The sequence below is a fragment of the Leclercia sp. Colony189 genome (genome assembly GCF_009740165.1).
In the GTDB taxonomy this organism is placed as follows: Bacteria; Pseudomonadota; Gammaproteobacteria; order Enterobacterales; family Enterobacteriaceae; genus Enterobacter.
This window is the reverse complement of record NZ_CP046557.1, coordinates 2,862,634-2,888,483: the sequence shown is the minus strand read 5'-3', so window position 1 is coordinate 2,888,483 and position 25,850 is coordinate 2,862,634. Positions and strand designations below refer to the sequence as shown.

Sequence of the window (25,850 nt, the reverse complement as noted above, 5' to 3'; positions counted from 1 at the left end):
GCAACAGCAAACTTACCGAATGCCGAAAAAAGTAACAACTTTGTAATTGAAATCAGGGAATGTCACCCTTGATGAACAATTCTTTATCAAAACGCGATTCCTTGAGCGCTTCTTTGACACGCTTCAAGTTATCTCTGAATTTCGCCCCGCGGCGCAGGGTAAAACCGGTCGCCAGCACATCGATGACGGTGAGCTGCGCCAGACGGGACACCATCGGCATGTAGATATCGGTGTCTTCCGGCACGTCGAGCGTGATCGCCAGCGTCGCTTCACGCGCCAGCGGCGTCCCGGTGGAGGTGAGGGCGATAACCATGGCATCGTTTTCACGCGCCAGCTGGGCCAGTTCGACCAGACTTTTGGTGCGGCCAGTATGTGATATCAGCACCACCACGTCATCTTCGTTACAATTCATACAGCTCATGCGTTGCAGCACGATGTCGTCGGAATAGATAACCGGGACGTTAAAGCGAAAAAATTTATTCATCGCATCGTGAGCGACAGCGGCGGAGGAACCGAGGCCAAAGAAAGCAATTTTCTTCGCCTGGGTCAGCAGATCGACAGCGCGGTTAACCGAGGTCATATCCAGCGACTGGCGAACCTGATCCAGCGTCGCCATGGCCGATTCGAAAATTTTGCCCGTATAGGCTTCCACGCTGTCGTCTTCATCGACATTGCGGTTCACATAGGGCGTACCGTTCGCCAGACTTTGCGCCAGATGCAGTTTAAAATCGGGAAATCCACGCGTCTCCATGCTGCGGCAGAACCGATTGACGGTCGGTTCACTGACCCCGGACTCCTGTGCCAGGGCGGCAATGCTGGAATGAATGGCCTGAGCGGGCGCGGCGAGAATTACTTCAGCCACTTTTCGCTCGGATTTGCTAAGGTGTTCCAGTTGAAACTGGATTTTTTCCAGCATGTTCATTATTAACACAGCGCTCATCGGTGGAAGCGATTTCATAAATGGGTGAAATCGCGATTCGAATTAGCAAGAATATACGCCTGTGATAGTCCGAAAAGGACAAACCATGGAAAAAATGTTGTTGTTTTTTTTCATTACTTGATCGCTGTCGGATTTTAGCAACGGCGTGACTGAGCAAAGTTTCACCAGTTTCATCGCCCTTACCTTCGCTGCTGCGCGCTCCGGGCGAAATATCGCCGTATCGCACGGGAGGATAAGCGCAAATGGTTTCGGGAATGACGTAAAAGCAGTAGAGTGCATTGTAATAAAATTACAACGATATTCTGGCAAAAGCACCAGGATATCCAACTGAGGAGAATGACATGGCGGTAACGCAAACAGCCCAGGCATGTGACCTGGTCATTTTCGGCGCGAAAGGCGATCTTGCACGCCGTAAATTGCTGCCTTCCCTGTATCAACTGGAAAAAGCGGGTCAAATCCACCCGGAGACCCGCATCCTGGGCGTGGGCCGTGCGGACTGGGATAAAGACGCGTATACCAAAGTCGTGCGCGAAGCCCTGGAAACTTTCATGAAAGAGAAAATCGATGAAAGTTTGTGGGACAAGCTGAGCGGACGTCTCGATTTCTGCAACCTCGACGTTAACGACACGTCGGCATTTGCCAACCTGAGCGCAATGCTCGATCAAAAAAATCGCGTCACCATTAACTACTTTGCCATGCCGCCAAGCACCTTCGGCGCCATCTGCAAAGGGCTGGGTGAAGCGAACCTCAACGCCAAACCTGCGCGCGTGGTGATGGAAAAACCGCTGGGCACCTCCCTTGCCACCTCCCGCGAAATCAACGACCAGGTTGGCGAGTACTTCGAAGAGTGCCAGGTTTACCGTATCGACCACTATCTGGGTAAAGAGACGGTGCTGAACCTGCTGGCGCTGCGCTTTGCGAACTCCCTGTTTGTGAATAACTGGGATAACCGCACCATCGATCACGTTGAGATCACGGTGGCAGAAGAGGTCGGCATTGAAGGGCGCTGGGGTTACTTCGACCAGGCCGGGCAGATGCGCGACATGATCCAGAACCACCTCCTGCAGGTGCTCTGTATGATCGCCATGTCTCCGCCGTCGGATCTCACTGCGGACAGCATCCGCGACGCGAAAGTGAAAGTATTGAAGTCACTGCGCCGTATCGACCGCTCCAACGTGCGTGAGAAGACGGTACGCGGCCAGTACACCGCCGGGTTTGCGCAGGGCAAAAAAGTGCCAGGCTATCTGGAAGAAGAGGGCGCGAACAAATCCAGCAACACCGAGACGTTTGTGGCGATCCGCGTGGACATTGATGACTGGCGCTGGGCGGGGGTTCCGTTCTACCTGCGTACCGGTAAACGTCTGCCCGCTAAATGCTCTGAAGTGGTTGTCTATTTCAAAAATCCAGAGCTGAACCTGTTCAAAGAGTCCTGGCAGGAGCTGCCGCAGAACAAACTGACCATCCGTCTGCAGCCGGACGAGGGCGTGGACATTCAGGTGCTGAACAAAGTGCCGGGCCTGGACCACAAACACAACCTCCAGACCACCAAACTGGATCTGAGCTACTCCGAAACCTTCAACCAGACCCATCTGGCGGATGCGTACGAACGTCTGCTGCTGGAAACCATGCGCGGTATCCAGGCGCTGTTCGTCCGTCGTGACGAAGTGGAAGAGGCGTGGAAGTGGGTCGACTCCATCACCGAAGCGTGGGCAGCGGATCAGGATGCACCGAAACCGTATCAGGCGGGCACCTGGGGACCGGTCGCCTCGGTGGCGATGATCACCCGTGATGGCCGTTCCTGGAACGAGTTTGAGTAAGGCTGACCGCTAATCCCTACGGGGTATTTTACCGGTAACATGATCTGGCTCAGACCAACGTGCAATTTTTAATCATTTAAGCCCCGGGTGGATTTCCACCCGGGGCTTTTTTTATTACACTGCCAGCAGCGATTTTGCCCCAGGGCTCCGGCAATCAAGCGTTTCAGCGATGTTATCGCCTGCTAAACACTTTGTTAATTCCAGAGCGCGGACAGATAAATGACAGGAGCTTCTATGAATTCGACATTGTTACGGGTAACACAGCGCATTATTGAGCGTTCGAAACAGACCCGTTCTGCCTACCTTGCGCGCATCCAGCAGGCGAAGTCCGATACGGTCCATCGATCGCAGCTGGCCTGCGGCAACCTGGCGCACGGTTTTGCCGCCTGTAAGCCGGAAGATAAAGCCTCGCTGAAAAGTATGCTGCGTAACAATATCGCGATCATCACCTCCTATAACGACATGCTCTCGGCACACCAGCCCTATGAGACCTACCCGGATATCATCCGCAAGGCGCTGCATCAGGCCAACGCGGTAGGCCAGGTAGCGGGAGGCGTGCCCGCCATGTGCGACGGCGTGACTCAGGGGCAGGATGGCATGGAGCTGTCGCTGCTGAGCCGCGAAGTGATCGCCATGTCCACGGCGGTTGGTCTGTCGCATAACATGTTTGACGGCGCGCTCTACCTCGGCGTGTGCGACAAGATTGTCCCGGGCCTGACCATGGCGGCGCTGTCGTTTGGTCATCTGCCTGCGCTGTTTGTGCCGTCAGGCCCAATGGCCAGTGGTCTCGCCAATAAAGAGAAAGTCCGTATTCGTCAGCTTTACGCCGAAGGCAAAGTTGACCGCATGGCGCTGCTGGAATCCGAGGCTGCCTCTTACCATGCACCGGGGACCTGTACCTTCTACGGCACCGCCAACACTAACCAGATGGTGGTGGAGTTTATGGGGATGCAGCTGCCGGGCTCGTCGTTCGTCCATCCGGATGCTCCGCTGCGCGAAGCGCTGACCGCGGCCGCTGCCCGTCAGGTGACCCGCCTGACCGGTAACGGCAACGAGTGGATGCCGCTCGGTAAAATGGTGGATGAAAAAGTGGTGGTGAACGGTATCGTGGCCCTGCTGGCGACGGGCGGTTCCACTAACCACACCATGCATATGGTGGCGATGGCGCGTGCCGCCGGGATCCAGATCAACTGGGATGATTTCTCCGATCTGTCTGAAGTGGTTCCGCTGTTGACCCGTCTTTACCCAAATGGTCCGGCCGATATCAACCACTTCCAGGCGGCGGGCGGTGTACCGGTGCTGATGCGCGAGCTGCTGAAGGGCGGCTTGCTGCATGAAGATGTCAACACTGTGGCCGGTTTCGGCCTGCAGCGTTACACCCTGGAGCCGTGGCTGAACGAGGGCGAGCTGGACTGGCGTGAAGGCGCCCAGGCCTCGCTGGATGACAGCGTCATCGCCACCTTCGACAAGCCTTTCTCCCACCACGGCGGCACCAAAGTACTGACCGGCAACCTGGGCCGGGCGGTGATGAAGACCTCCGCGGTGCCGGTGGAAAACCAGATCATTGAAGCCCCGGCAGTGGTTTTCGAAAGCCAGCATGATGTTCTGCCGGCTTTTGAAGCCGGTCTGCTGGACAAAGATTGCGTCGTTGTTGTCCGTCATCAGGGTCCAAAAGCGAACGGAATGCCAGAATTACATAAACTAATGCCGCCACTTGGTGTATTATTGGACCGCTGTTTCAAAATTGCATTAGTTACCGATGGACGCCTCTCCGGTGCATCGGGTAAAGTGCCTTCCGCTATTCATGTCACCCCGGAAGCTTACGACGGTGGACTGCTGGCGAAAGTGTACGATGGCGACATCATCCGCGTTAATGGTCAGACAGGCGAGTTGACCTTACTGGTGGATGAGGCGGTCCTGGCCGCACGTAAGCCGCATATTCCTGACCTGAGCGCATCGCGCGTGGGAACGGGACGCGAAATGTTCAGCGCGTTACGCGAGAACCTCTCGGGTGCAGAACAGGGCGCGACCTGTATTACGTTTTAAGACGACAAGAATTATCGATCTGGCGAGAGAAAAACTCTGATGAAAAACTGGAATACAAGTGCAGAAGCAATCCTGAAAACTGGCCCGGTAGTGCCGGTTATCGTGATCAATAAGCTGGAACACGCAGTCCCGATGGCGAAAGCGCTGGTTGCGGGCGGTGTACGCGTACTGGAAGTCACGCTGCGTACTGCCTGTGCAATGGATGCTATTCGCGCCATCGCCAAAGAAGTGCCGGAAGCGATCATCGGTGCGGGTACCGTACTGAATCCGCAGCAGCTGGCTGAGGTTACCGAAGCCGGTGCGCAGTTCGCCATCAGCCCGGGCCTGACCGAGCCTCTGCTGAAAGCCGCAACCGAAGGCTCCATTCCTCTGATCCCGGGCATCAGCACCGTGTCTGAACTGATGCTGGGTCTGGACTACGGTCTGCAGGAGTTCAAATTCTTCCCGGCGGAAGCGAACGGCGGCACCAAAGCGCTGCAGGCTATCGCAGGTCCGTTCGCGAACGTCCGTTTCTGCCCGACTGGCGGTATCTCTCCGGCGAACTACCGTGACTACCTGGCGCTGAAAAGCGTGCTGTGCATCGGTGGCTCCTGGCTGGTGCCGGCGGATGCCATGGAAGCGGGCGACTGGGATCGCATCACTAAGCTGGCGCGCGAAGCGGTAGAAGGCGCGCAGCAGTAAGATTCAGGTATTGTGCGCGTTTTTTGCCGGGTGGCGGTTTCGCCTTACCCGGCCTACGATAAACGTCAAATGCCATACAAAAACGGGCCAATCGGCCCGTTTTTTTTATCCTGCTACCTGCACGCTGGCGGCCGCGGTTTTCGCCCGCTCAACGGCCTCTTCCACGCTGTCGCCCGTCGCCAGCGCCACGCCCAGACGACGCGAGCCGTCAATTTCTGGCTTACCAAACAGACGCAGCTGCAGGCCAGCGCCCACCGCGGCATCGACATTATCGAAAGTGACGTTCTGGCTGGTCAGCTGCGGGAGGATCACCGCCGACGCTGCCGGGCCATACTGACGCACGCCGCCAACCGGCAGACCAAGGAAAGCGCGAACGTGCAGGGCAAACTCGGAGAGATCCTGCGAAATTAAGGTCACCATACCGGTGTCGTGCGGGCGAGGGGAGACCTCGCTGAAGATGACCTCGTCGCCGCAGACGAACAGCTCCACGCCAAACAGCCCATGGCCGCCCAGCGCCAGCACCACTTTACGGGAGATCTCTTCGGCGCGCGCCCGGGCCAGCGGGCTCATCTGCTGCGGCTGCCAGGATTCACGGTAGTCGCCATCTTCCTGGCGATGACCAATCGGATCGCAGAAGTGGACCCCATCCACGGCGCTGACGGTCAGCAGGGTGATCTCAAAGTCAAACTGCACCACACCCTCGACGATCACGCGTCCGGCTCCGGCGCGCCCTCCCTGTTGGGCGTAATCCCAGGCGTTATCCAGCTGTTCGGCGCTGCGCACAAAGCTCTGTCCTTTACCGGAGGAGCTCATCACCGGTTTAATGATGCACGGGTAGCCAATGTCAGCGACAGCCTGCAAAAAATCATCTTTGCTGTCGGCGAAACGATAGCGTGAGGTGGGCAGGGAGAGCTCTTCCGCCGCCAGACGCCGGATACCCTCCCGGTTCATGGTCAGCTTCGCAGCGCGGGCGCAGGGCACCACGCGCTGGCCTTCGGCTTCCAGCGCCAGTAGGGTATCGGTGGCGATGGCTTCGATTTCCGGCACCACGAAGTGCGGTTTTTCTTCATTGATCAGGGCGCGCAGGGCATCGCCGTCGAGCATATTAATGACGTGGGCACGATGCGCAACGTGCATCGCTGGCGCATCGGCATAACGATCAACGGCGATCACTTCGATACCTAAACGCTGGCACTCAATGGCCACCTCTTTACCCAGTTCACCTGAGCCCAGCAGCATCACACGCGTTGCTGCCGGACGCAGCGCAGTTCCTAAACGAGTCATAATGATTCCCCTGAAAAAGTTGCGCGCAGTATAAACGAAAACGTTTGCGTCTGTCTTGTGTTGCGAAAATCTGTCGCGCTGACGGAGGTTTATTTGCATCGCGGCATTTTTCGACCATGCTTTTGTTGAACCAAAACAGGAGAGCATGATGAAAAAAACAGGGGTAGCGATAGCACTGCTGGCCGCCAGCCTGACGGCGCAGGCCGCAGAGGAGAAAACCGTGAAATTTCCCACCTGCGAAGGGCAGAATGCCGAAGGTATTGCCGCCAGCGTGAAGCGGGATTATCTGCAAAACCGCATCGTGCGCTGGGCGGACGATCAGAAAACCCTGGGACAGGCCGATCCGGTGGCCTGGATCAACCCTAAGCAGGTGAAAGGCGAGAAAGATCGCTGGACGGTACCGCTGACGGTGCGAGGCAAAAACACCGATATCCATTATCAGGTGAAGATCGACTGTAAAGCGGGTAGCGCGCAGTATCAGTCGTCGAAGAGGTGAATTTTCGCTTCTTTTGTCGCCATAGACATTTCCTGACATCCCCTCGCTTACGCTGTGAAATTCATCCACCGTTAAGTGAGGGTAAACATGTCAAACTGGCTGAATCAATTACAGTCTCTGCTCGGGCAGAAAGGGTCGTCATCCGGTGAAGGCCTGAGCAAACTGCTGACGCCGGGTGCGCTTGGCGGCCTGGCCGGATTACTGGTAGCGAATAAATCCTCGCGTAAATTACTGAGCAAATATGGCACCGGCGCGCTGCTTGCCGGGGGCGGTGCCGTTGCCGGTACCGTGCTCTGGAACAAGTACAAAGAGAAGATTCGCAGCGCGCATCAGGGCGAGCCGCAGTTTGGCCAGCAGGCGTCGCCGCTGGACGTGCGCAGCGAAAGGCTGATCCTGGCGCTGGTCTTTGCCGCAAAGAGTGACGGGCACATCGACGATAAAGAGCGGGCGGCCATCGAGCAGCAGTTGCGCGAAGCGGGCGTGGAAGAACAGGGCAGGGCGCTGGTGGCACGTGCTATCGAGGAGCCGCTCGATCCTGCACGTCTGGCCCAGGGGATCCAGAATGAAGAGGAGGCTCTCGAACTTTACTTCCTGAGCTGTGCGGCTATCGATATCGATCACTTTATGGAGCGCAGCTATCTTAATGCGCTGGGCGATGCGCTGAAAATCCCGGCAGACGTGCGGGAAGGGATCGAGCAGGATATTCGCCAGCAAAAACAAGCGCTCCCCGGCTAGTTTTTTACGCCTTGCGGAGCCGTTTCGCTTGCATCGTGCGCATGTTTTGCCAACCTTATAGGGTGTTAAACGTAGAAGAATCATAACGCCATGCCACCTAAAGCCCAACGCATACCGCACGCTCTCACCATGCACGGTGACACGCGTATCGACAACTATTACTGGTTGCGCGACGATACCCGCTCCAAGCCGGAGGTGCTGGACTACCTCCACGAGGAAAACGACTATGGCCGAAGGATCATGGCGACGCAGCAGGCGCTGCAGGATCGTCTGCTCAGCGAAATGGTTGAGCGCGTCCCGCAGCGTGACGTCTCGGCCCCCTGGAGTCGAAATGGCTATCGTTACCGGCACATTTATGAGCCCGGAAACGAATATGCCATCTACCAGCGCCAGTCGGTACTTTGCGCCGAGTGGGAAGAGTGGGAGACGCTGCTGGACGCCAACCAGCGTGCGGCGCACAGCGAGTTTTATACCCTGGGCGGCATGGCGGTATCGCCGGATAACGCCATCATGGCGCTGGCGGAAGATTACCTCTCCCGACGACAGTATGGTTTGCGTTTCCGCAATCTGGAGACCGGCAACTGGTATCCGGAGATGCTCGATAACGTTTCACCCGACTTTATCTGGGCCAACGACTCTGAAACCGTCTACTACATTAAAAAGCACGCCACTACCCTGCATCCTTATCAGGTCTGGCGGCATACGGTCGGTACTTCATCGAGAAGTGATGAACTGGTATATGAGGAGAAAGACGAAACCTTTTACGTCAGCCTGCATAAAACCACCTCCAAACACTATGTGATTATTTTTCTCGCCAGCGCCACCACTACTGAGGTGCTGCTGCTTGACCCCGAGCTGCCGGACGCTCAGCCGCTGTGCTTTATGCCGCGTCGCAAGGATCATGAGTACAGCCTCGATCACTTCCAGCACACCTTCTATTTGCGCTCCAACCGGGAGGGGAAAAACTTTGGCCTCTACAAGACCAAGGTACGAGATGAACGCAAATGGGAAGTGCTGATCCCGCCGCGGGATCAGGTGATGCTGGAAGGCTTCACCCTCTTTACCGACTGGCTGGTGGTTGAAGAGCGCCAGCGCGGGCTCACCAGCCTGCGGCAAATCAACCGTAAAACCCGCGAAGTGATTGGCATCGCCTTCGACGATCCCGCCTATGTCACCTGGATTGGCTATAACCCCGAGCCGGAAACGTCGCGCCTGCGTTACGGTTACTCCTCCATGACCACCCCGGACACCCTGTTTGAACTGGACATGGACACCGGGCAGCGCCGGGTGCTGAAGCAGGCTGAGGTGAAAGGGTTTAATGCCGATCTTTATCGCAGCGAGCACGTATGGATTGTCGCCCGCGACGGCACCGAAGTGCCCGTCTCGCTGGTCTATCACAAGCACCATTTTCGCAAAGGTAAAAACCCGATCCTCATCTACGGCTATGGCTCGTATGGCTCCAGTATTGACGCGGATTTCAGCGGTAGCCGCCTGAGCCTGCTCGACCGGGGGTTTGTCTTCGCCATCGCCCATATCCGCGGCGGCGGCGAGCTGGGGCAAAAATGGTACGAAGATGGCAAATTCCTGAAAAAGAAAAACACCTTCAATGACTACCTGGATGTCTGCGAGGGACTGCTGGAGCTGGGCTATGGCGATCGCAAACAGTGCTTTGCCATGGGCGGCAGCGCGGGCGGCATGCTGATGGGCACCGTGATTAACGAACGTCCAGGACTCTTTAAAGGGGTGATAGCGCAGGTGCCCTTTGTGGATGTCCTGACCACCATGCTGGACGAATCTATCCCGCTGACCATTGGTGAATATGAAGAGTGGGGCAATCCCCAGGATGAGACCTACTATCGCTACATGAAAGGTTACAGCCCCTACGATAACGTTGGCGCGAAAGCCTATCCTCACATGCTGGTTACCACCGGTTTACATGACTCCCAGGTTCAGTACTGGGAGCCAGCGAAGTGGGTGGCGAAGCTGCGGGAAATGAAGACCGACAATAATTTACTGCTGCTCTGCACCGATATGGATGCCGGGCACGGCGGGAAATCCGGTCGCTTCAAATCCTACGAAGGGGTGGCCCTGGAGTATGCCTTTCTGGTTGGCCTGGCCCAGGAGACGTTAACCAGCCAGGCGGCAGAGGTCGATCAGGATCCGCCCAGATAGTGCTTCAGCGTCAGACGCAGCTCGGGACTCATCCTGTCGAGGTTATTGTACAGCCAACGGAGATAGCCCGGATCCTTGTCTGCCACTTCCGCCACCGCTTTGCCGCGGTATTTGCCGAAGGTAAAGGTGGTCAGCAGCGCCGGGCGTCCGGTGATGTCGGCCATCTCATCCGGCGTCCAGCCGGTGGTGTTCATGATATCGATCAGCAACGCGGCGGTGATGTAGCAGTCATACAGGGCCCGGTGGTGGTGCAGCCCTTCCGGCGTCCGGACGCTCAGTTTGCGCGATTTGTAGAGCGCCATATTGCTGTATTTAATGCCCGGCCATAAGCGCCGCGCCAGCTTCATGGTGCAGATCCACTCCCCGGGCATCTCGGGCAGTACACGGCGATCGAAGCTGGCATTGTGCGCCACATACCAGGCGCTCCCGTGGTACTGCGGGATCACCTCTTCAATCCAGGGTTTATCGGCGACCATCGCCTCGGTGATGCGGTGGATAGCCATCGCCTGCGGGCTGATGGGGCGATCCGGACGTACCAGATGGCTGCGTGGATTGACGATCTGCCCGTTCACAACGTCGACAGATGCCACTTCCACAATCCCCCCCTGCAGGTCACAGGTTTCGGTGTCGATGACACGTAGCATGGCTCTCTCCTGGCCGTAAAAGGCTTAGCGTAATGGAATGATATCACCTTGCCAACCCTGCTCAACAAAGCGCCCGGTCAATAATAGCTCACCCCGATCGGCGCGGACGATTAATTGCCCACGGGCATCCCACAGCGCGCTCCCGCCATCACGGTTCGCCATCAATACGGCGATAGCATAGCGATGGGCAAAACGCTGTAGCTGGGAAAAGGTGGCTGACCAGCCTGTTTCACTTACCGCCATGCCGCGGGTAAACAGGGCGGCATCGGGAGCGATATTGGGCAAATCGGGGTGAGAATCAACGATACTCAGACCACCATGCCTGCTCTCCAGGCAGGCCCCTGCGCCATGGGGATAAAGGGCGGCATCAGGCTGGTCCGGGGTAAACCAGGCCAGGCCAGGCTGGCGCTCTCCCCTCACTTCTACGGTCGTTCCGGCAATCACCGAGACGTTATGGGCGCAGGCGGCATCAACAAGCGGCGCCAGCTGATGGCTGTCGGGCGGGGCAGGAAGCTGGCCATCGGGCAGGGCAGGGCCCGTTAAAGAGAGCTCCGGGAAAAGCACTAAATTGCACTCAAGCTTCGAGGCGGCGGAGATAAAACGCAGGTGATGCGCGATGTGTTCATCAACGCGGTGATGGTTCAGGCGGTACTGTGCGGCAGCAATATTCCAGTGAGACATCGTGATTTCCTTATACACCGAGTCGCAGAGATTCATAAAGTCCATGAATATAACATGGATTTCTATCCTGGCATAAACGGTGTAAGGAAATGTAACGCTGGTTAAGCTTACTTAACTTTTGGCTCCCACGGCAGGCGTGAGAGGTTGACGGAGTTTAATCGATGGGCAATCAGGCGCTCCCGAAACCAGTCACGCAGGTGCGACGGTTGCTCACGCTCCACCACTTCGGCGATCACCGGCATGTTATAGCGCTCTTTGAACGCCACACCTGCGGCCGCCAAATCAACATTCACTTTGTCCATCTCCTCCTGGGGGAGGGTGGCGAGATTAATATGCATTACCGTCTCCTTCATTTGCGGGCCAACGTTACCCAAACGGCGGGGCGTTGACAAGCCCGGGCAGGATGATCCTCGACTGGACCATTATACAGCGTTATCCTCTGGTAATCAGGCATAACAAAAAGGAATATATGTGATGACTAAACACCTTACCTGCACCCTGACGTTGCTGCTGGCGACGCTCACGACACCCATTGTTTTTGCTCATGCTCATTTACAGCATCAATATCCCGCGGCAGACGCTGCTGTAGATGCGGCGCCTCAGGCGTTGACCCTGAACTTCTCCGAGGGGATCGAACCCCGTTTTAGCGGCGTCACCCTCACCGATGATAAACAGCAGCCCGTCGCACTCGGGGCGGTAAAACGCAACGAGAAAGACCCGACCCAGCTGATCGTGCCGATGACCTCTTCACTGACGGCGGGTACTTATCAGGTGAAGTGGCATGTGGTCTCCGTAGATGGTCATAAGACCGAGGGCAGCTATCGTTTTAGCGTGAAGTAAGATGCTGGCGTTCTGCTACGTTACGCTGCGCTTCGCGCATTTTGCTGCCCTGATGGTGCTGTTTGGCAATGCCCTGTACGGTGCATGGCTGGCGCCCGTTGCGCTGCGGCGGCTGATGGTGCGTCGCTTTCGCGGCCAGCAAAAAAAAATCGCGTTTATCAGCCTGCTCGCGGCGCTGATGATGCTGGCGCTACAGGGCGGGATGATGGGTAACGGCTGGCCAGATGTGGTCAGCCCATCTATCTGGCAGGCGGTACTCACGACCCATTTTGGACGGATCTGGTTATGGCAGATGATCCTGGCCCTGATTACACTCTGGGTCGCCTGGATGCAGCCGGGAAAAACCATGCTGCTGATGCTGTTCTTTACCGCTGCGCAGTTTTTCCTGCTGGCAGGAACCGGGCATGCGGCGTTGCATGATGGGATAACGGGCCTGATGCAGCGCAGCAACCATGGCCTGCATCTTTTATGTGCCGCAGGCTGGCTGGGGGGCCTGCCGCCGCTGCTGTTTTGCCTGCGCCTGTCCCGTGGACGCTGGCGGCGAGCCGCCGTTCACACCATGATGCGCTTCTCGCGCTACGGGCATCTGGCGGTGGCGGGGGTGCTCCTCACCGGAATGGCAAATATTGTACTGATCCAGGGGTGGGTGCTGCCGTGGCACTCGGCCTGGGGGAAAATGCTGTTGGTGAAATGTGCGCTGGTGGTAATGATGGTGGTAATTGCCCTGGTGAATCGGTATGTTCTGGTGCCGCGGTTTCGTTCTGGCGACGGACGCGAGCAACGCTATTTTATCAGGATGACGCAGAGTGAGGTTGTGCTGGGGGCGCTGGTGCTGGCGGCAGTCAGCCTGTTCGCGACCTGGGAACCCTTCTGACGAGGTGGAATACAATGAAAAAAACAGTACTTTCTTTCTTATTGCTGGCCTGCTCCGGCGCGGCACTGGCAGCTCCGCAGGTGATCACCGTCAGCCGGTTCGAAGTGGGTAAAGACAAATGGGCGTTCAACCGTGAAGAGGTGATGCTGACCTGCCGTCCGGGACACGCGCTCTATGCCATTAACCCCAGCACCCTGGTGCAGTATCCCCTGAACGACGTGGCGCAGCAGCAGGTCGACAGCGGTAAAAGCAACGGCCAGCCCATCTCGGTTATTCAGATTGACGATCCGGCAAACCCGGGGCAAAAGATGAGCCTGGCGCCATTTATCGAGCGCGCGAAGACGCTCTGCTAGCTTCCCGCTTCCAATAAAAAAACCGCAGGCTTCTCTTCGGAAGCATTGCGGTTTTTATGTTTAAGGAGAGACTAACGCTTTTTTTCAGGCCACTTTTGCTGCGGACTGGAAAACCTGGCGTCGTCATCTATTCTTAAAGTGCAAGGCGACTTAGCCTGCATTAATGCCAACTTTTAGCGCACGGCTCTCTCCCAAGAGCCATTTCCCTGGACCGAATACAGGAATCGTATTCGGTCTCTTTTTATGTCTTTGTTTTCTATAGGTTTTTTCGGCGTCCTCACGAAATCCCACGAAAATTACTCGAAATGTCCATATCCTGTTTAAACCATAACATACTCTGCACCGCGTGCGTCCAGGTATTTTTTTGTCATGGCGATATTTTTGTGACCAAGTAATCTCTGGGTAAATTCCTCTCCGCGCTCTCTTTCATACATTCTGGTCGCCAAGCTCCTGATCTCATGGTACGGGGGAGGGTTAGGGCCAAATTTTAAGGCAGTCGCATCACGAACGTCTGCAAAAGCCTGGGTTAATCCATCTGGAGTTAATGGACCCGGTTTTCTGCCTCCCCGCCGTACGGGAGAATAGATCATAAAATCTGATGGATTATTCACCTTACACCGCTCGATCACTTCTCCCAACTCCAGCCCTACTGCTTCTAGTCTCAGATCGAGTGGAAGCGCCAGCTTGTGCCCGGTCTTTTCCTGAGTAATAAACAATCTCCCGTTTTTTACATCACTGAACCGGAAAAGCGTAATATCTTCGCGGCGCTGTCCAGACACCAGAGCAAGATCGCACGCATTGGGCAGCCATTCCGAATGTGTGAGAGCCGCTTCTCTTATCGCCAGGAAATGCTCGAGCAGTAAACGCTCTCGTTTAACCTTCGGCGTCGGCGTTCGTGTCGGTTCCGCCGGGTTCCTTTCTATATGTCCCTCCACGATTGCCTCCCTGAATATGTCCAGGAGTACCGAACGCAAACCGGCTGCCATGCTCTTCTTGTCGCAGAGGATGTATGACTCCAGAAAATTCGAGATGTCTTTAGTGCTGACTGACGAAAGTGGCGTGCGGCCAAACTCATCATTAATAGTGGCGATCTGGTTTCGCCTGACCTTCATCGTATTCGGCTTTAGCTCTCTTCGTTCCAGAATCACCTCGTAACGCTCAAGCCACGCCGACACAGTAAAAGTAGGCGCGTCTTTAATACGGTCCAGAAGGGAGGACGGAAGGTAATTCTGGTCGATATAGTTGTTGGCTTCGATCGCCTGGGCGACGGCGTCTTTTCTGTCGATCCGGCCAAGAGAAATTTCCTGGCCGGTTGTCGGATTTCGCCAGCTATAAAGCCTGTCTCTTTTGCGATAGGTCAGGTTACGGGGCAGATTAGCGTCGTAACGAACTGGCCTTTTCGCCATGAGTCAGTCTCTCCAGTAAGGTGCCGCCAGCTGGCAGCTTCAGGTGTTTCGGTTTTTGCCGCAGGTTCTTTTTGCTCGGATCCACATAGGTGGCGTCTTGCTGAACCTTATATTCTTTTCCGTGCAGTTCGGGCGCAGGGTAAATGCGGCCCTCTCGTGCCCAGCGGCGCAGAGTGGAAAGGGAAGGCGGCTTTGAATAAGTCAGGTCTGCCCATTCCAGTAAATTTAGAAGCTTGGCCATATAACCTCCTGCTTCCGACAACTCATTATAAAGTTGCCGGAAAAGTGTTTGTGATATTTCTATATCAGGCGATCTGCCCGGGTAAGGATCGCAGGCGGCGCATGCCGGTCATTGCCGTGGCCACGTAGCTCGCTTTCCGGTTCACCACCTCCACCCAGACCTTCACTCCTTCCACCCGTACCGTGTACGTCTCTTTCATCCGGCTGCGCCCGTAGTTTCCGTATCGCTCTTGATGGGCCGCCAGGGCGATTTCGCAGGCCTGACGCGCCAGCGGTGACTGTGTGCTGCGGTTGATTAATCGCATAATTTCTCTACCGGGAGGGCGAACCCTCCCGCCTCCCTTAGGCCACGTATTCCGGTTTCATATCTGCCAGGGTGATGCTGAACTTATCGTGCAGCTCGTCGCCCAGATGACGTTTTGCCGACGCCAGCACGCGTTCAGCTTCTTCGAAGCGCTCGGCACCATCCGGTTCGCCGGGCTGCGGCAGGGAGTTGATCGCTGCCTCGACCCTGTTATATGCATCCACCAGGTGATAACGCTTCACGGCCTTGTTTTTCAGCTCGGTGTACAGGGCCGAACCCAGCGTGTTCTTGGCAGTTTCGATATCGGCCCGAACTGCTTTGGCGTTATCTACGTCCTGCGCGGCCTCAATGCGATCCCGGAAATCATCAGCCATAGCGTCAATGTTGGTGGCTGATTCCTGCGCGCTGAGGGTGGTTGTTACGCTGTCACCTTTGATATCAGCCAGGCTCACGCGCTGGACTGGGGCCGGATTGATCTCTTTCTCGGTGCGCTGCTCGACTTCATCCGGGGTATACACGCCAAGTACGACCGCAGGGCAGTACAGGCGCGCCCAGTATTTGAGGGCCAGATATGCGATCTGCTGCTTAGGATTCGAAATCCACAGGGGAGAATTACGCGTAATCACGCTGGACAGGAATACCGGTTCGCCCCAGGTGATCTCACTCTCACCGCGAATGACAGCCCCCACACGAACAGACAGGCCTTGCTCGTCAGCACTGGTCCAGCCGCGTACCATTTCTTTTTTGTCGTACGTACCGCCGCCTTTCGCTGGCTTCTTAACGATCTCTTCGCGCATGCTGGCGCATTTCGACCAATCGCCCTCGTACTCATAGTGGAAGCGGCCCACAATGGCGTTTGAACTGGAGATCACCGCGTTTACCAGCTGCGCCTCGTAGCCCAGCACGCCGTTGACCAGGTGCGTTTTCTGCGCCACCGCGTACGGGTTCATCCCCCACTGCATAGCCTGCATGACGATCGCCATACAGTCGGCGGGATTGCCACGAAGGTGCTCAGGAACGGTGACGGCGGACTGCGCCATTAATCCGGCGAACGCCTGGAGCTGCCCCAGCGCCTGCACGTTAAAAATGGAATTAGTAGCAGAGATAGTGTTTGGAGCTTGCTGCTCCGCGGTTACGATATTCATGTTTTCCATCGTCATTCCCCTTATGCCTGAGTACGCAGCGCTTCAAGGCGGCGCAGGTCGAAGTCGTTCAGTTCGTCGGTGTAGTCTTCGGTGATCGGCGCTGGCCACACGCCAGTGTCGAACGCGTTTGCGATGCGGTTCATCGTCTGGCGATACTCGAGCATGCCCAGCTCAATCAGCTCTTCGCTGGCTTCAACAATGGCGATCCAGTGGTAGCCCTCGTCTTTGTTGACGAAAATCCAGAAGAACTGGTCCAGGGCAGCGGTCTGCATGTACATGGCAGCGCTAAGGTGATAATCGCGGTCGATGATTTCCCTGTGCAGGCGGGCGCGCAGGCCGGACTGCTTGACGTTCCACATGCTGATGGTTTTCAGGTCAGCGCCCACACGTACCGCCTCGATGTCAATTTCCAGATCCGGGCGTACGCGGATTTCCAGCCCGGTCTCTTCGTCGATACCGAAGTAGCTCGTCTCAACAGCGCGATCAGGGTGCAGCAGCAGTTTCCCGGCGGTCGGGTGCTCACGAAGCGCTTTCTGAATGGCCAGCGCCGTTTGCATCTGCTGTTGGGTCACCAGAATCTTGTCGCTCGGATTGTCGCGCCACGCATCCAGTAGTTCGTCAGCAAACACAGCATCCGGCTTAACGGACTTCACCGCCTGAATCATCTCTGCTTTGGTGCCGGACACTTTCAGCGGTGCCGGTTTCTGAGCTTCCTGCGCCACCAGGTCAGGATTGATGAGCGCCAGTTGCTCCAGCAACGCGTCACGGCTGCCGCTGGTTTTCACCGGTGCAGGCAGGGTGGCGTTGTACTCTTTGATGCAGGCCTTCATCGCGACAGCAGTCTGTTTCTGGTCTTGCTCGATACGCTGGAACTCAGCTGGTAGCGTCATATAGCTCTGCGCTGTTTCTTCCAGGCTGCCGCCCATCGGCACCTGCGCGGGCAGGGTGGCGTTGTGCTCTTCCAGCAGCGATTTGATATCATCAGCGCTCAGCAGCGCCGGCAGGCTGGCGTTGTGTTCGTCGATAAAGGCGCGCAGGGTCGCCACAGTGGTGAATGCTCCCTCCGGGATCACGGGCTCCACGCTGAACTCTTCATCGAGGTTTTCCGGCTGCAGCGCCAGCGCATGCACCAGGTTGCCCATATCCAGCACTTTGGAACCTTCGCGCGGGATGGTTTTAGCAACGTGGCGCGCGTTGAAGTACATCAGGCTGACCCGGGCATCCTTCACCTGGGTGCTGCTGATCCCGTTCGCCGCGTGATACACGTTATTCGGCAGACCTTCATAGCGGCCAGGTTCGAAGTAGGCAGGATATTCGGATTCTGGTTCGGCCTGATGCGTTTCTGGCTCGCTCTGATTCACTTTTGGCTCGTTTTGATGCGCAGAATCCTCATTCTGATGCGCATTTTCCGTTTTCTGGTTTACATCCGCCTCGTCATGGTTTGCCAGGGTCGGCGCCGCGGCGGCAAGAATCTCTGCCGGGCTCAGGGCATCTGTTTGCGGATCAGTTGCATCAGCGCTTTCGCCTGATTGAACCGGATTACCAGCTTCTCCTTCCGCCGGGTCAGTCTCTTCCATCTGCACATCGCTGGTGGTCTCCTCATTAACCGGTGAACGGTCATCATTTTCTGGTTGTTTTTCGTTCATCAGGCCTTCGATGGAGAACATGCCGCCACCGAGGTTTTCGACCTGCGGCTGGCTGGCGGCGGTCAGGTTCTCTTTAACCCACTTCGGATCGGCTGGGTCGCTGATGCCTTCCACGAATTCGCCGCGGTCGGCCGCCAGTTGCCCATCAACAAATTGGCTATCAATTTCAGGTTCAACTGGTGCAGGTAGTGGCAGCAATTCAACGGCAGCATTAAATTCAGCCGTCATTGTCCGGTTCACGAACTCCAGATGCGCAGCAGGAGTCAGGTGGATATTCTCCGGCGCGATGCGTACCAAGTTGAAGATAGCCGCGCGGTTCACTGCCAGAACGCCAGGCTGATTGCGCAGGATTTTGCTCCACGATTTCCATGGTTCTTCTTTGGTCGCGACAATCTCTTTTGCGCGACGCAAAACACTGGAAGGGATTTCAAAGTGGTGAAAATCCATCGGCAGCAGGGCGCAGGCGATCTCCAAATCGAGAGTATCCAGGGTATGGTGCGCATCAGCGCCGCGGTCAGTTACGTACCCGCCATCGGCATTGGTCCCGGCGTCAGTGCGCTGTACGTTGCTGATGCGGTTGCCGGCGGTCCATTCCCGCGTCAGGATCCCGCGGTCGATATATGGTGTAGTTACGAAGGCTTTAGTGAACTGCAGCAGCAGGCCCAGCTCATGGCGTTTGTCCATGCTGAACACTTTGCGAATGGCATTCGTATAGCGCCACAGGTCTTTGGTATCGAACGCCTTAACTTCCGGGAAATTTTCAGCAGCGAGCAGAAGATCCTGGACATAACCATTATCCGTATCCATTTCCAGCGCATGCAGTTCCGCATTCTCGCTGCGGGTGATGTGATGGCGCAGTTCGTCCACCGTCAACTGGGCAAGCAGCTGTTTGCGGAATGGCATTTTGCAGACCGGATAGCGTGTTAACCCATCGTCGTTTTTATTTACACGCAGGCCGTTTTCATACCAATGAGTCGGCTCATCCTTGGCGGGAAGCTTGCCGCTCTTCCAGTCCTCTACCAGCTGGTTGCGGTCATCAGCTTTAATCCAGCCCGACATGAAGGTAGCCAGTATCGCGGGTTCGTGTTCTTTGTCCTGGGGGAAAACGTCTTTGATGGCCTGCACCAGTTTCCACTCAGCATGCAGACTGAGGCCGCCAATATCAGCAACGTCATTTTTGGCCTGCAGCAGGTTCTGGAAGTAAGCATTCCCCTCATCGGTCGCCAGTTCGTTGGCAACGATTTGCTGATCCTGGCTAATCTCCGAAAGGTATTTATCACCCAACAGATGGACGGCGAAGCGGACAGCCGGGGTGCGATTTTCCAGCAGGGAAGTTTTGCCGGCGTCTGCGGTATCAGTGGAGGTTACCGGCGCGGCAGGCTGTTCCGCATCGCTGGTGGTCGCCGGGGTAGGGGTGGCTTCGCCCTGAGACGCGGCGCCAGGGATCACATTCCAGGTGCGCTGGTCGTCGGCCAGAGCGTAGCGCTTACAGAACTCGAAGCAGACGACACCTTCTTCCGGCAGGTCGTCAACAACAGGCATGTCGGTGCGTACTGGCTTGGCGTAGTCTTTCCCACGGCCGGTTTCGATGCCAGCTTCTTCCAGCTCAACATCAAGCGTCAGGGCGGCGCGGGCTTCGCTTTTCGCAGTGAACCAGATCACTGCATCTTGCTTGCCGGATTTCTGAGTGGCCTTAACCACGTAGAAAAATTCCATGTCAGATCCTCATTTTTGGATGTAAGATCCCCGGGCCAGAGATAGCGCCCATTGGGTGTGTTTTTGGTTTTGGTAAAAATTCCGGTGTACTTTGGTCGGTGGCACCGGACGTAGACCCCGCCTTGCGCGGGTTTTACGTTAGGCTTCGTGGGCCATCTGGTCGTACGAAGCGCAACGCACAGAACAGTAATCACGTTGTTCGCGCGCCAGCTGGGCACCGCGGATGAAGAGCAATACGTTTTTAACTTCTTTCCCTTGCTCGATTGGTTTGCGGCAGTACGCGCATTTCTTCTCTTGCATGACTCCCTCCGTTAATGGCTCAGGCCATTCCCCACGCCATTCAGAAAAACTTCGACCAGCAGATCGGTGGTGTAAGTGCGCTCAATACCACGATGCAGGTAGAGTTTTCCGCGCTTATTAGCTGATGCCGTCCAGGTGCTGTCTTTGTGCTTAACGAGCATGCCGGGTAGAACTGCGCCGCGGTTGACCGTCTGGGTGCCATAGTGCTGATGAACCATGATGATTCCCTCTCATTTGCCCTTGTCGCCAGGCTGGCGGAACGTTTCTTGAACCTGATGCGCGTTAATCACTCCACCTCATCCGACTATTCGTATGCCGTCGGCGGCTACTTCGTGGGCTCCATGCCTGGGTGGTTCGTGGTGCGTCTTGGTGATAGAGATTAAATCACTGGTTTATAGATATGTCAACTCAAGGTTAATGCTAATTGTAAATCGATGGTTTATATAGGTGGGTTTTGTGAGGGCTCTGCCTGATTTCAGGCAAAAAAAACCCGACGCTATGGTCGGGATCGGGGGGGGCGGGGTGTTAGTTTGGCAGCGGAGCTGGTGGGGGAGGGTATAAAAAACCCGGCACGGTGGCCGGGTTGGTTAGTTAAGACTTTTAATCATATAGTTACGTCTAGAAATTTTTAATCTGTCATTATGAATTTCTGTAACACTAGCGACCATTGATACGTGCGAGCCGACTTTAAACTTTGATTGGATTTCAGTAAGCATATCAATAGGATAGGATGCTTTTATTTTTCCGTCAGCATTTACCACTTCTAGTTTGCCATACATGGAGAGCAGTGATAGCTCACCTGTGATAATCTCATCCCATGGTTTGGATATTTCCGTGAAAGCCAACCGTTTTGTGAGCCTATCAATAGCTTCTTTGTTTAAGGAAACTGAACGTCTACCTTCACTTAATGGACCGATCCACGACATTTCTAGTGCTAAGCTATTCCGCTCGCACTCTTCTACAATATTTTTAAGATTATGGGTTGAGTTAGATCCGATTTCTGCAAGCTTAGATATAAATGAATCTTCGTCAGTAGCCTCTAGTACTGAGAAAATCTCTTTAACGGCATGGCTAGAAACCGTATCAACTAGTTCGCATGCACCTGTAGAAAACGTGATGGCTAGCTTTGTTGAACCAGGCCTCAAATCAGCGAGTCTCATATCTAGAGACTGCTTTATTCCAACAGGCACCTTGCGGGAGTCTTTTCCTGATGAAATGCGATGCACAGCTTTTTGAACTAAGCCAGCAAGGTTGCCAGATATAACGGAAAGTAATTCCAAAGGCATGGTTCCTGCGTCAACAAGGAAGCCTTTAAACCTTAACTCCATGAAATCTTGTAGAGGGTGCTCTATCTCAACAGATCTCAGTTCAGCCCTCAAATCACTCAAATGAGAGTCTAAGCTGCGCGCTAAAATTCTGTCGGCAAGAGTCATTTCATGAGCAGGGCCGATTTTGTTCATACGATCCTGAATGAACGCAATCCTTTGTTTTAAAGTTATGAATTTAGGCTCTGTGCTCATACTACAACCCTCGCTAAACCTTTTGGTGTTTCCTCTCTATCGTACCCAAAACACCCTCTCCAATACATCCTGTCGTTTGTATAGTCAGACTTTGGATCCCCTTTGAACAGGGGCAGAAGATCAATATGATAATTTAACTTTATGAAATCCCTATCCAAGAGACTTTCCACTTGAGGAACAAACATAACGGGAATGGCATTTATAGCATCAAAATCCATAACAACAAGTATATCAACGTCATCAGGATCTTGTTTTTCAGTTGTAAATGAGCCATCTACCCAAATTTCCAGAAAGCAATTAAATTGCTTATTGAGAACACGCAGGCTGGAAATTAACTGTATAAAATTACAGTATAGCATGGATCGCCGAGTTGACTGAGGAAAACTATCAACACAGATTTTCTTCAATTCATTGTCGTCAAGGTCATGAAAACCGGGTGTGAAAAGTGGCGGATAGCATTTCTTAGACATAAGAAGCGTAATCCCTTACATGTTTTAATTAAATGTGTACCAACGATTTTGGCGGTACGTTCGCCCAGTCTGATTTAAACTCATTTTCTGATAGCTACAAAAATTCTATCCCGTTAAAAGCGCTAACCTAGAGTATTAATTTTCTTGAGATCGAATCCGACCCTTCATGTACTTCTCATATAACTCATCCAACTCCTTCAGTCGGATAGCAAAGATGCGAAGCATGTTCTGTTGCTCTTCTTCAGGCAGCTGGCGGTAGAGCTCCAGTAGGCGCTGTTCGTCCGGCTTTAGTCCGTCTTTCTCTCCGACATCTTCACCGAGAAGCCACGCGACAGAGATTCCAACAGCATCGGCTATGGCCAGTGCTGATTTCTTACTAATCACGCCTTTTTTGAACCAGCCGTTTACCGCCTGAGGGGTCACTCCGGCTATGCGTGCCATATCTGCTTTGGTAACGCCGCGATCAGTGATCTCGGTGAGGCGTTCTACCAGAACGAGGTTGGGTTCTTCTTTTCTCATATCGTCATTGTAAATATTTGGTTTATACATACAATAAATCCAAAGTTTGCATGAATTGTAAATCTGTGGTTTACTTCTGCTGTCAATAAGCAGGAGAACCACATGTCCGCACTCGATAAAGCAATTAAAGCCGCTGGCTCTGCCAGAAAGCTCAGCATCGCACTTGGTGTGACAAGCATGTCTGTAAGTCATTGGAAGAATCGTGACCAGGGGATCGTACCACCAAGCTATATCTTCCCAATTTTTAAAATGACAGGCGTAACCCCCCATGAACTGCGTCCTGATCTCTACCCGAACCCCACTGATGGTTTACCTAAGTAGGAGTACTGACAATGCAAACACGAATTTTTAACCATGATAGCAACCCAGCCCCAGGGCGAGTGACATTGAAATATCAGGAGCTGCCGCGCCACTCGTGCAAACTCTCAAATATCCGGGAGGCTGTGAAAGCTTGGAACAGGGCAACGCCCGGCGATGCGCAAAACTACATCTCGCAGCTGGTTGCGAAAGAGTGGTTTTCCAGTGGTGGTCGCGGCCTGCTGCTGGCCGGTTCGGTGCATGGCACCAAAGTTAATTTCTTCCGGATGATTAATAACACCGGGCCAAAGTATGACAAGTACCTGGAAATGCTGACTCCTGCGATCGTGGCGGTGATGGCTCGCGATAACGAAGCAGTAGCGCGGGAATTCGGCCTGGTGACGGGCAAAACGAATGAAGAGCTGATCGCAGAAGCCATCAAAGAATGCGGAGAGGCGCATCAGGCAAAACTGCTTGGGCAGCCAATTCAGCGATTGGAGAAGGAGGTTCGTGAAGCAGCAGAAGCATTACTGCGCTTCCTGCCAACTGATTCCCTCGGCCCGGTTCTGGCGAGCCTGGCCGCGATGGTTCCGGGAGTGATGTGATGACAGTTTCTAAAAAGGCGAAAGCCGAGGTGCGCGAACACCAACGGCTTTCTGATGCAAAAACTGAGCGTAATTGCGGAGATCAGTATGTCAAATACCGCTGAAATATACAAATTCCCCGCGCAGCAGGGAAAACAGGAGAGCCGCATGGCTGAACTGGAGAACGGCTATTTGCGTTTAGCCAACCAGATTCAGGATGCCCTGTGTATCGTCGAGCTATCGGGCCGGGAATTCCGCGTTCTGAATGCCATCGTTCGGCTGACGTATGGCTGGTCGAAAAAATCAGACCGGATCGCCAACAGCCTCATCGCAGACAAAACGACGCTGAAGGTGAAACATGTTTCTGAAGCCGTGCTGAATCTGGCTTACCGGAACATCATCATCCTGCGCCGGATTGGGCAAACCAGATACATAGGGATCAACACCAATCTGGATAAATGGGCTTACGCAAAGCCAAATTGCACGAAATGTCCAGCGGCTTTCCCTGCTGCTGAAGTTGTCACATGGGTTATCACCATCCCTGAATTCAGGGATAGCAATTTTACCCCTTCAACCATCCCTGAAAACGGGGATAACCATCCCCAAAAACAGGGAAAGGGATCCCTGAAAACAGGGAACACCAAAGACATTCTTCCAAAGACAAATATAAATACAGATCTAACCCAACCCAAACCCTTCCCTGCTGGAAGGGATTTTCGGGAGTACGTTGCTGGGGTGCTTGAGGGAAAATTATCGGGCGCTTCAGCATTGGAATTTCACGATTCAGCGATCGCCACCTTGCAAGCTGCCGGTTTGGATGTTCACCGCGAGTATCCGGTTCCTGAACGCGGTGATGGGCGTGAAGGGAGGATTGATATCGTCGTGACTGATGGGAATGGAACTCGGTGTGGTATCGAGCTAGATCGAATTTCCCCTCGACAAAAATCACTACTGAAACTTGGCGCAGTCGAGTCGGGCATTTGCGTTTTACGACGTGGCGACATCGCAAGGCGTACTGAGCAGGGCGTTCTGATAATCGGCGGGTCTAAATCTGCCAAAAAAGATCGGGCGGCAAGATTTGACCCGCTGAGTATCCCGGTTCCTGAATGGCTGGACGCGTCGTCCTGGAGTGAGTGGGTCGCCTATCGCCAGCAGTCTGGCAAAGCCATTAAAACCGAGCTGACTGTCACCAAGGCGTTCAGCCTGCTGAAACAGTGTCTGGACGAAGGTCACGATCCGGTAGCCGTAATCAACGCCAGCATCGCCAACGGGTACCAGGGACTGTTCAAGCCAAAATTCGGCCTGAGCAGCCGCAATGCGGGGCGGGATGTGAACCGCATTTCTCAACCAGACAAGAAAATCCCAACGGGTTTCAGGGGGTAGCGATGAAAAGCTTAATCGGAACTGGCAGCGCACTTGAGCGCCTGAAGAAGTTCATCCCGGACAGCGTACAGCCGAAATTTAACAGCGTCGAAGAGTGGCAGGCATGGCAGGAAGCTGAGGGCCGCAAGCGTTCTGAGGAGATCGACAAGCAGAACCAGCGTGCGCGCTCGGAGAAGATTTTTGGTCGTGCCGGCATCCAGGCTCTGCACCGCAGCTGCTCGTTCGCAAATTACCAGATTTCGAGCCCAGAGCAGCGCAAGGCGTACAGCATGGCGAAGAGCTACGCGCAGAATTTTGGCGGCGGTGGATTCGCAAGCTTCGTCTTCAGCGGCGCGCCGGGGACCGGAAAGAACCATCTGGCGGCGGCGATCGGTAATTTCCTGCTGGCCGCTGGCCACTCCGTTCTGGTGGTTACCATCCCTGACCTGATGCTCCGCGTCCGCGAATGTTACGACGACGGGCAGTCCGAATCGTCGCTGCTGAATGACCTCTGCAACGTCGATCTGCTGGTGCTGGACGAAGTAGGGATTCAGCGCGGCAGCAGCGGCGAGAAGGTGATCATCAATCAGGTCATCGACCGCCGTCTATCTGCCATGAAGCCAGTTGGCATCCTGAGCAACCTGAATTACGAAGAGCTGGTTGTCACACTCGGTGCGCGAGTCGTAGACCGCCTCCGTATGGATGGCGGCATCTGGGTCAACTTCGACTGGGCAAGCTACCGCGGGAACGTGTCACACCTGCGGACCGTGAAGTGAGA

At 54.9% G+C, this 25,850-nt stretch carries 26 protein-coding genes and 3 pseudogenes; 14 read left to right on the top strand and 15 right to left on the bottom strand.

Annotation, left to right across the window (positions count from 1 at the left end; translation table 11 throughout):
* Window positions 1–52: 52 nt before the first annotated feature.
* The gene (locus tag GNG29_RS13755; RefSeq protein ID WP_103180056.1) at window positions 53–958 is read right to left on the bottom strand and encodes a MurR/RpiR family transcriptional regulator; all 906 of its coding nucleotides are present in this window, start codon (window positions 956–958) and stop codon (window positions 53–55) included.
* Between the two features lie 323 nt (window positions 959–1,281).
* Between GNG29_RS13755 and zwf the strand changes: the two genes are divergently transcribed.
* The 3 genes from zwf (at window position 1,282) to GNG29_RS13740 (ending at window position 5,484) form a co-directional block, all read left to right on the top strand.
* Window positions 1,282–2,757 carry a glucose-6-phosphate dehydrogenase gene (gene zwf / locus GNG29_RS13750; RefSeq protein ID WP_103180055.1) on the top strand — a complete coding sequence of 492 codons (1,476 nt, stop codon included), beginning with the start codon at window positions 1,282–1,284 and terminating at the stop codon, window positions 2,755–2,757.
* Window positions 2,758–2,991: 234 nt separating this feature from the next.
* Window positions 2,992–4,803 (top strand): phosphogluconate dehydratase, encoded by a 1,812-nt coding sequence (gene edd / locus GNG29_RS13745; RefSeq protein WP_103180054.1) that lies wholly within the window; start codon window positions 2,992–2,994, stop codon window positions 4,801–4,803.
* Between the two features lie 39 nt (window positions 4,804–4,842).
* Window positions 4,843–5,484 (top strand): bifunctional 4-hydroxy-2-oxoglutarate aldolase/2-dehydro-3-deoxy-phosphogluconate aldolase, encoded by a 642-nt coding sequence (locus GNG29_RS13740; RefSeq protein WP_039030817.1) that lies wholly within the window; start codon window positions 4,843–4,845, stop codon window positions 5,482–5,484.
* Window positions 5,485–5,589: 105 nt separating this feature from the next.
* On the opposite strand, the gene purT is transcribed toward GNG29_RS13740, so the two are convergent.
* Window positions 5,590–6,768 carry a formate-dependent phosphoribosylglycinamide formyltransferase gene (gene purT, locus GNG29_RS13735; protein WP_103180053.1) on the bottom strand — a complete coding sequence of 393 codons (1,179 nt, stop codon included), beginning with the start codon at window positions 6,766–6,768 and terminating at the stop codon, window positions 5,590–5,592.
* A gap of 148 nt (window positions 6,769–6,916) precedes the next feature.
* On the opposite strand from purT, the gene yebF reads away from it, so the two are divergent.
* The 3 genes from yebF to ptrB all read left to right on the top strand — a co-directional run bounded on the left by yebF (window position 6,917) and on the right by ptrB (window position 10,171).
* On the top strand, window positions 6,917–7,264 hold the full coding sequence (gene yebF / locus GNG29_RS13730) for a protein YebF (protein WP_103180052.1): 348 nt from the start codon (window positions 6,917–6,919) through the stop codon (window positions 7,262–7,264).
* Between the two features lie 87 nt (window positions 7,265–7,351).
* Window positions 7,352–7,999, top strand: coding sequence for a tellurite resistance TerB family protein (locus tag GNG29_RS13725; RefSeq protein WP_156654754.1), 648 nt, complete (start codon window positions 7,352–7,354; stop codon window positions 7,997–7,999).
* 90 nt (window positions 8,000–8,089) lie between these two features.
* Window positions 8,090–10,171, top strand: a complete 2,082-nt coding sequence (ptrB, locus tag GNG29_RS13720; RefSeq protein ID WP_156654753.1) for an oligopeptidase B — start codon at window positions 8,090–8,092, stop codon at window positions 10,169–10,171.
* Here the strand turns inward: ptrB and exoX are convergent.
* From exoX to GNG29_RS13705, 3 genes are all read right to left on the bottom strand, one after another.
* Window positions 10,153–10,815, bottom strand: coding sequence for an exodeoxyribonuclease X (gene exoX, locus GNG29_RS13715; RefSeq protein ID WP_103180049.1), 663 nt, complete (start codon window positions 10,813–10,815; stop codon window positions 10,153–10,155). The two genes, ptrB and exoX, sit on opposite strands and share 19 nt — an antisense overlap.
* A 24-nt stretch (window positions 10,816–10,839) precedes the next feature.
* Window positions 10,840–11,496 carry a nitrilase-related carbon-nitrogen hydrolase gene (locus tag GNG29_RS13710; RefSeq protein WP_103181103.1) on the bottom strand — a complete coding sequence of 219 codons (657 nt, stop codon included), beginning with the start codon at window positions 11,494–11,496 and terminating at the stop codon, window positions 10,840–10,842.
* 107 nt (window positions 11,497–11,603) lie between these two features.
* Window positions 11,604–11,834, bottom strand: a complete 231-nt coding sequence (locus GNG29_RS13705) for a DNA polymerase III subunit theta (protein WP_103180048.1) — start codon at window positions 11,832–11,834, stop codon at window positions 11,604–11,606.
* Between the two features lie 136 nt (window positions 11,835–11,970).
* On the opposite strand from GNG29_RS13705, the gene yobA reads away from it, so the two are divergent.
* From yobA to GNG29_RS13690, 3 genes are read left to right on the top strand one after another with little or no spacing between them, the layout of a single operon-like run.
* Entirely contained in the window at window positions 11,971–12,336 is a 366-nt protein-coding gene (gene yobA, locus GNG29_RS13700; protein ID WP_103180047.1) for a CopC domain-containing protein YobA, read from the top strand.
* A gap of 1 nt (window position 12,337) precedes the next feature.
* Window positions 12,338–13,210, top strand: a complete 873-nt coding sequence (gene copD, locus GNG29_RS13695) for a copper homeostasis membrane protein CopD (protein ID WP_156654752.1) — start codon at window positions 12,338–12,340, stop codon at window positions 13,208–13,210.
* 14 nt (window positions 13,211–13,224) lie between these two features.
* Window positions 13,225–13,563 carry a YebY family protein gene (locus tag GNG29_RS13690; RefSeq protein WP_103180045.1) on the top strand — a complete coding sequence of 113 codons (339 nt, stop codon included), beginning with the start codon at window positions 13,225–13,227 and terminating at the stop codon, window positions 13,561–13,563.
* A 320-nt stretch (window positions 13,564–13,883) separates the two neighbouring features.
* Here GNG29_RS13690 and GNG29_RS13685 read toward each other — a convergent pair whose 3' ends face one another.
* The 10 genes and pseudogenes from GNG29_RS13685 to GNG29_RS13645 form a co-directional block, all read right to left on the bottom strand.
* On the bottom strand, window positions 13,884–14,969 hold the full coding sequence (locus tag GNG29_RS13685; RefSeq protein WP_156654751.1) for a tyrosine-type recombinase/integrase: 1,086 nt from the start codon (window positions 14,967–14,969) through the stop codon (window positions 13,884–13,886).
* A complete protein-coding gene (locus GNG29_RS13680; protein ID WP_032611896.1) occupies window positions 14,938–15,210 on the bottom strand; it encodes an excisionase in 273 nt (90 codons plus the stop codon). Before GNG29_RS13680 ends, GNG29_RS13685 begins: the two co-directional genes overlap by 32 nt.
* Before the next feature lie 64 nt (window positions 15,211–15,274).
* Entirely contained in the window at window positions 15,275–15,514 is a 240-nt protein-coding gene (locus GNG29_RS13675) for a DUF4060 family protein (protein ID WP_156654750.1), read from the bottom strand.
* A gap of 37 nt (window positions 15,515–15,551) precedes the next feature.
* On the bottom strand, window positions 15,552–16,667 hold the full coding sequence (locus tag GNG29_RS13670) for a RecT family recombinase (RefSeq protein WP_156654749.1): 1,116 nt from the start codon (window positions 16,665–16,667) through the stop codon (window positions 15,552–15,554).
* A gap of 11 nt (window positions 16,668–16,678) precedes the next feature.
* Entirely contained in the window at window positions 16,679–20,020 is a 3,342-nt protein-coding gene (locus GNG29_RS13665) for a RecE family exodeoxyribonuclease (RefSeq protein ID WP_156654748.1), read from the bottom strand.
* Window positions 20,021–20,158: 138 nt separating this feature from the next.
* Entirely contained in the window at window positions 20,159–20,320 is a 162-nt protein-coding gene (locus GNG29_RS23195; RefSeq protein ID WP_197431806.1) for a YdaE family protein, read from the bottom strand.
* Between the two features lie 11 nt (window positions 20,321–20,331).
* Window positions 20,332–20,547 (bottom strand): annotated as a pseudogene (locus GNG29_RS13660) (cell division inhibitor protein); the annotation flags it as partial.
* 360 nt (window positions 20,548–20,907) lie between these two features.
* Complete coding sequence (locus tag GNG29_RS13655) at window positions 20,908–21,780, bottom strand: hypothetical protein (protein ID WP_301563372.1); 873 nt, start codon at window positions 21,778–21,780, stop codon at window positions 20,908–20,910.
* 56 nt (window positions 21,781–21,836) lie between these two features.
* The gene (locus GNG29_RS13650; RefSeq protein WP_156654746.1) at window positions 21,837–22,310 is read right to left on the bottom strand and encodes a DUF6932 family protein; all 474 of its coding nucleotides are present in this window, start codon (window positions 22,308–22,310) and stop codon (window positions 21,837–21,839) included.
* 135 nt (window positions 22,311–22,445) lie between these two features.
* Window positions 22,446–22,859: a helix-turn-helix domain-containing protein gene (locus GNG29_RS13645; RefSeq protein ID WP_156654745.1), complete on the bottom strand. Its 414-nt coding sequence runs from the start codon at window positions 22,857–22,859 to the stop codon at window positions 22,446–22,448.
* A gap of 72 nt (window positions 22,860–22,931) precedes the next feature.
* Between GNG29_RS13645 and GNG29_RS13640 the strand changes: the two genes are divergently transcribed.
* The 5 genes and pseudogenes from GNG29_RS13640 (at window position 22,932) to GNG29_RS13625 (ending at window position 25,848) form a co-directional block, all read left to right on the top strand.
* The gene (locus GNG29_RS13640) at window positions 22,932–23,150 is read left to right on the top strand and encodes a YdaS family helix-turn-helix protein (RefSeq protein ID WP_001568772.1); all 219 of its coding nucleotides are present in this window, start codon (window positions 22,932–22,934) and stop codon (window positions 23,148–23,150) included.
* Between the two features lie 11 nt (window positions 23,151–23,161).
* Window positions 23,162–23,731 carry a toxin YdaT family protein gene (locus GNG29_RS13635; RefSeq protein ID WP_156654744.1) on the top strand — a complete coding sequence of 190 codons (570 nt, stop codon included), beginning with the start codon at window positions 23,162–23,164 and terminating at the stop codon, window positions 23,729–23,731.
* An 81-nt stretch (window positions 23,732–23,812) separates the two neighbouring features.
* Window positions 23,813–24,421, top strand: a pseudogene (locus tag GNG29_RS23190) (replication protein); the annotation flags it as partial.
* A gap of 360 nt (window positions 24,422–24,781) precedes the next feature.
* Window positions 24,782–25,093 (top strand): annotated as a pseudogene (locus GNG29_RS23375) (hypothetical protein); the annotation flags it as partial.
* A gap of 2 nt (window positions 25,094–25,095) precedes the next feature.
* On the top strand, window positions 25,096–25,848 hold the full coding sequence (locus tag GNG29_RS13625) for an ATP-binding protein (RefSeq protein WP_156654743.1): 753 nt from the start codon (window positions 25,096–25,098) through the stop codon (window positions 25,846–25,848).
* The last annotated feature ends 2 nt before the right edge of the window (window positions 25,849–25,850 follow it).

Bases quoted from the DNA above. Each gene is read 5' to 3' on its own strand.
- GNG29_RS23195 (WP_197431806.1), bottom strand. From the start codon at position 20,320: ATGCAAGAGAAGAAATGCGCGTACTGCCGCAAACCAATCGAGCAAGGG.
- GNG29_RS13640 (WP_001568772.1), top strand. From the start codon at position 22,932: ATGTCCGCACTCGATAAAGCAATTAAAGCCGCTGGCTCTGCCAGAAAG.
- GNG29_RS13625 (WP_156654743.1), top strand. From the start codon at position 25,096: ATGAAAAGCTTAATCGGAACTGGCAGCGCACTTGAGCGCCTGAAGAAG.
- GNG29_RS13645 (WP_156654745.1), bottom strand. From the start codon at position 22,859: ATGTATAAACCAAATATTTACAATGACGATATGAGAAAAGAAGAACCC.
- yebF (WP_103180052.1), top strand. From the start codon at position 6,917: ATGAAAAAAACAGGGGTAGCGATAGCACTGCTGGCCGCCAGCCTGACG.
- GNG29_RS13665 (WP_156654748.1), bottom strand. From the start codon at position 20,020: ATGGAATTTTTCTACGTGGTTAAGGCCACTCAGAAATCCGGCAAGCAA.
- GNG29_RS13680 (WP_032611896.1), bottom strand. From the start codon at position 15,210: ATGGCCAAGCTTCTAAATTTACTGGAATGGGCAGACCTGACTTATTCA.
- GNG29_RS13670 (WP_156654749.1), bottom strand. From the start codon at position 16,667: ATGGAAAACATGAATATCGTAACCGCGGAGCAGCAAGCTCCAAACACT.
- edd (WP_103180054.1), top strand. From the start codon at position 2,992: ATGAATTCGACATTGTTACGGGTAACACAGCGCATTATTGAGCGTTCG.
- GNG29_RS13635 (WP_156654744.1), top strand. From the start codon at position 23,162: ATGCAAACACGAATTTTTAACCATGATAGCAACCCAGCCCCAGGGCGA.
- GNG29_RS13705 (WP_103180048.1), bottom strand. From the start codon at position 11,834: ATGCATATTAATCTCGCCACCCTCCCCCAGGAGGAGATGGACAAAGTG.
- exoX (WP_103180049.1), bottom strand. From the start codon at position 10,815: ATGCTACGTGTCATCGACACCGAAACCTGTGACCTGCAGGGGGGGATT.
- ptrB (WP_156654753.1), top strand. From the start codon at position 8,090: ATGCCACCTAAAGCCCAACGCATACCGCACGCTCTCACCATGCACGGT.
- copD (WP_156654752.1), top strand. From the start codon at position 12,338: ATGCTGGCGTTCTGCTACGTTACGCTGCGCTTCGCGCATTTTGCTGCC.
- GNG29_RS13690 (WP_103180045.1), top strand. From the start codon at position 13,225: ATGAAAAAAACAGTACTTTCTTTCTTATTGCTGGCCTGCTCCGGCGCG.
- zwf (WP_103180055.1), top strand. From the start codon at position 1,282: ATGGCGGTAACGCAAACAGCCCAGGCATGTGACCTGGTCATTTTCGGC.
- GNG29_RS13685 (WP_156654751.1), bottom strand. From the start codon at position 14,969: ATGGCGAAAAGGCCAGTTCGTTACGACGCTAATCTGCCCCGTAACCTG.
- GNG29_RS13725 (WP_156654754.1), top strand. From the start codon at position 7,352: ATGTCAAACTGGCTGAATCAATTACAGTCTCTGCTCGGGCAGAAAGGG.
- GNG29_RS13655 (WP_301563372.1), bottom strand. From the start codon at position 21,780: ATGAACAAAATCGGCCCTGCTCATGAAATGACTCTTGCCGACAGAATT.
- GNG29_RS13650 (WP_156654746.1), bottom strand. From the start codon at position 22,310: ATGTCTAAGAAATGCTATCCGCCACTTTTCACACCCGGTTTTCATGAC.
- yobA (WP_103180047.1), top strand. From the start codon at position 11,971: ATGACTAAACACCTTACCTGCACCCTGACGTTGCTGCTGGCGACGCTC.
- purT (WP_103180053.1), bottom strand. From the start codon at position 6,768: ATGACTCGTTTAGGAACTGCGCTGCGTCCGGCAGCAACGCGTGTGATG.
- GNG29_RS13675 (WP_156654750.1), bottom strand. From the start codon at position 15,514: ATGCGATTAATCAACCGCAGCACACAGTCACCGCTGGCGCGTCAGGCC.
- GNG29_RS13710 (WP_103181103.1), bottom strand. From the start codon at position 11,496: ATGTCTCACTGGAATATTGCTGCCGCACAGTACCGCCTGAACCATCAC.
- GNG29_RS13740 (WP_039030817.1), top strand. From the start codon at position 4,843: ATGAAAAACTGGAATACAAGTGCAGAAGCAATCCTGAAAACTGGCCCG.
- GNG29_RS13755 (WP_103180056.1), bottom strand. From the start codon at position 958: ATGAAATCGCTTCCACCGATGAGCGCTGTGTTAATAATGAACATGCTG.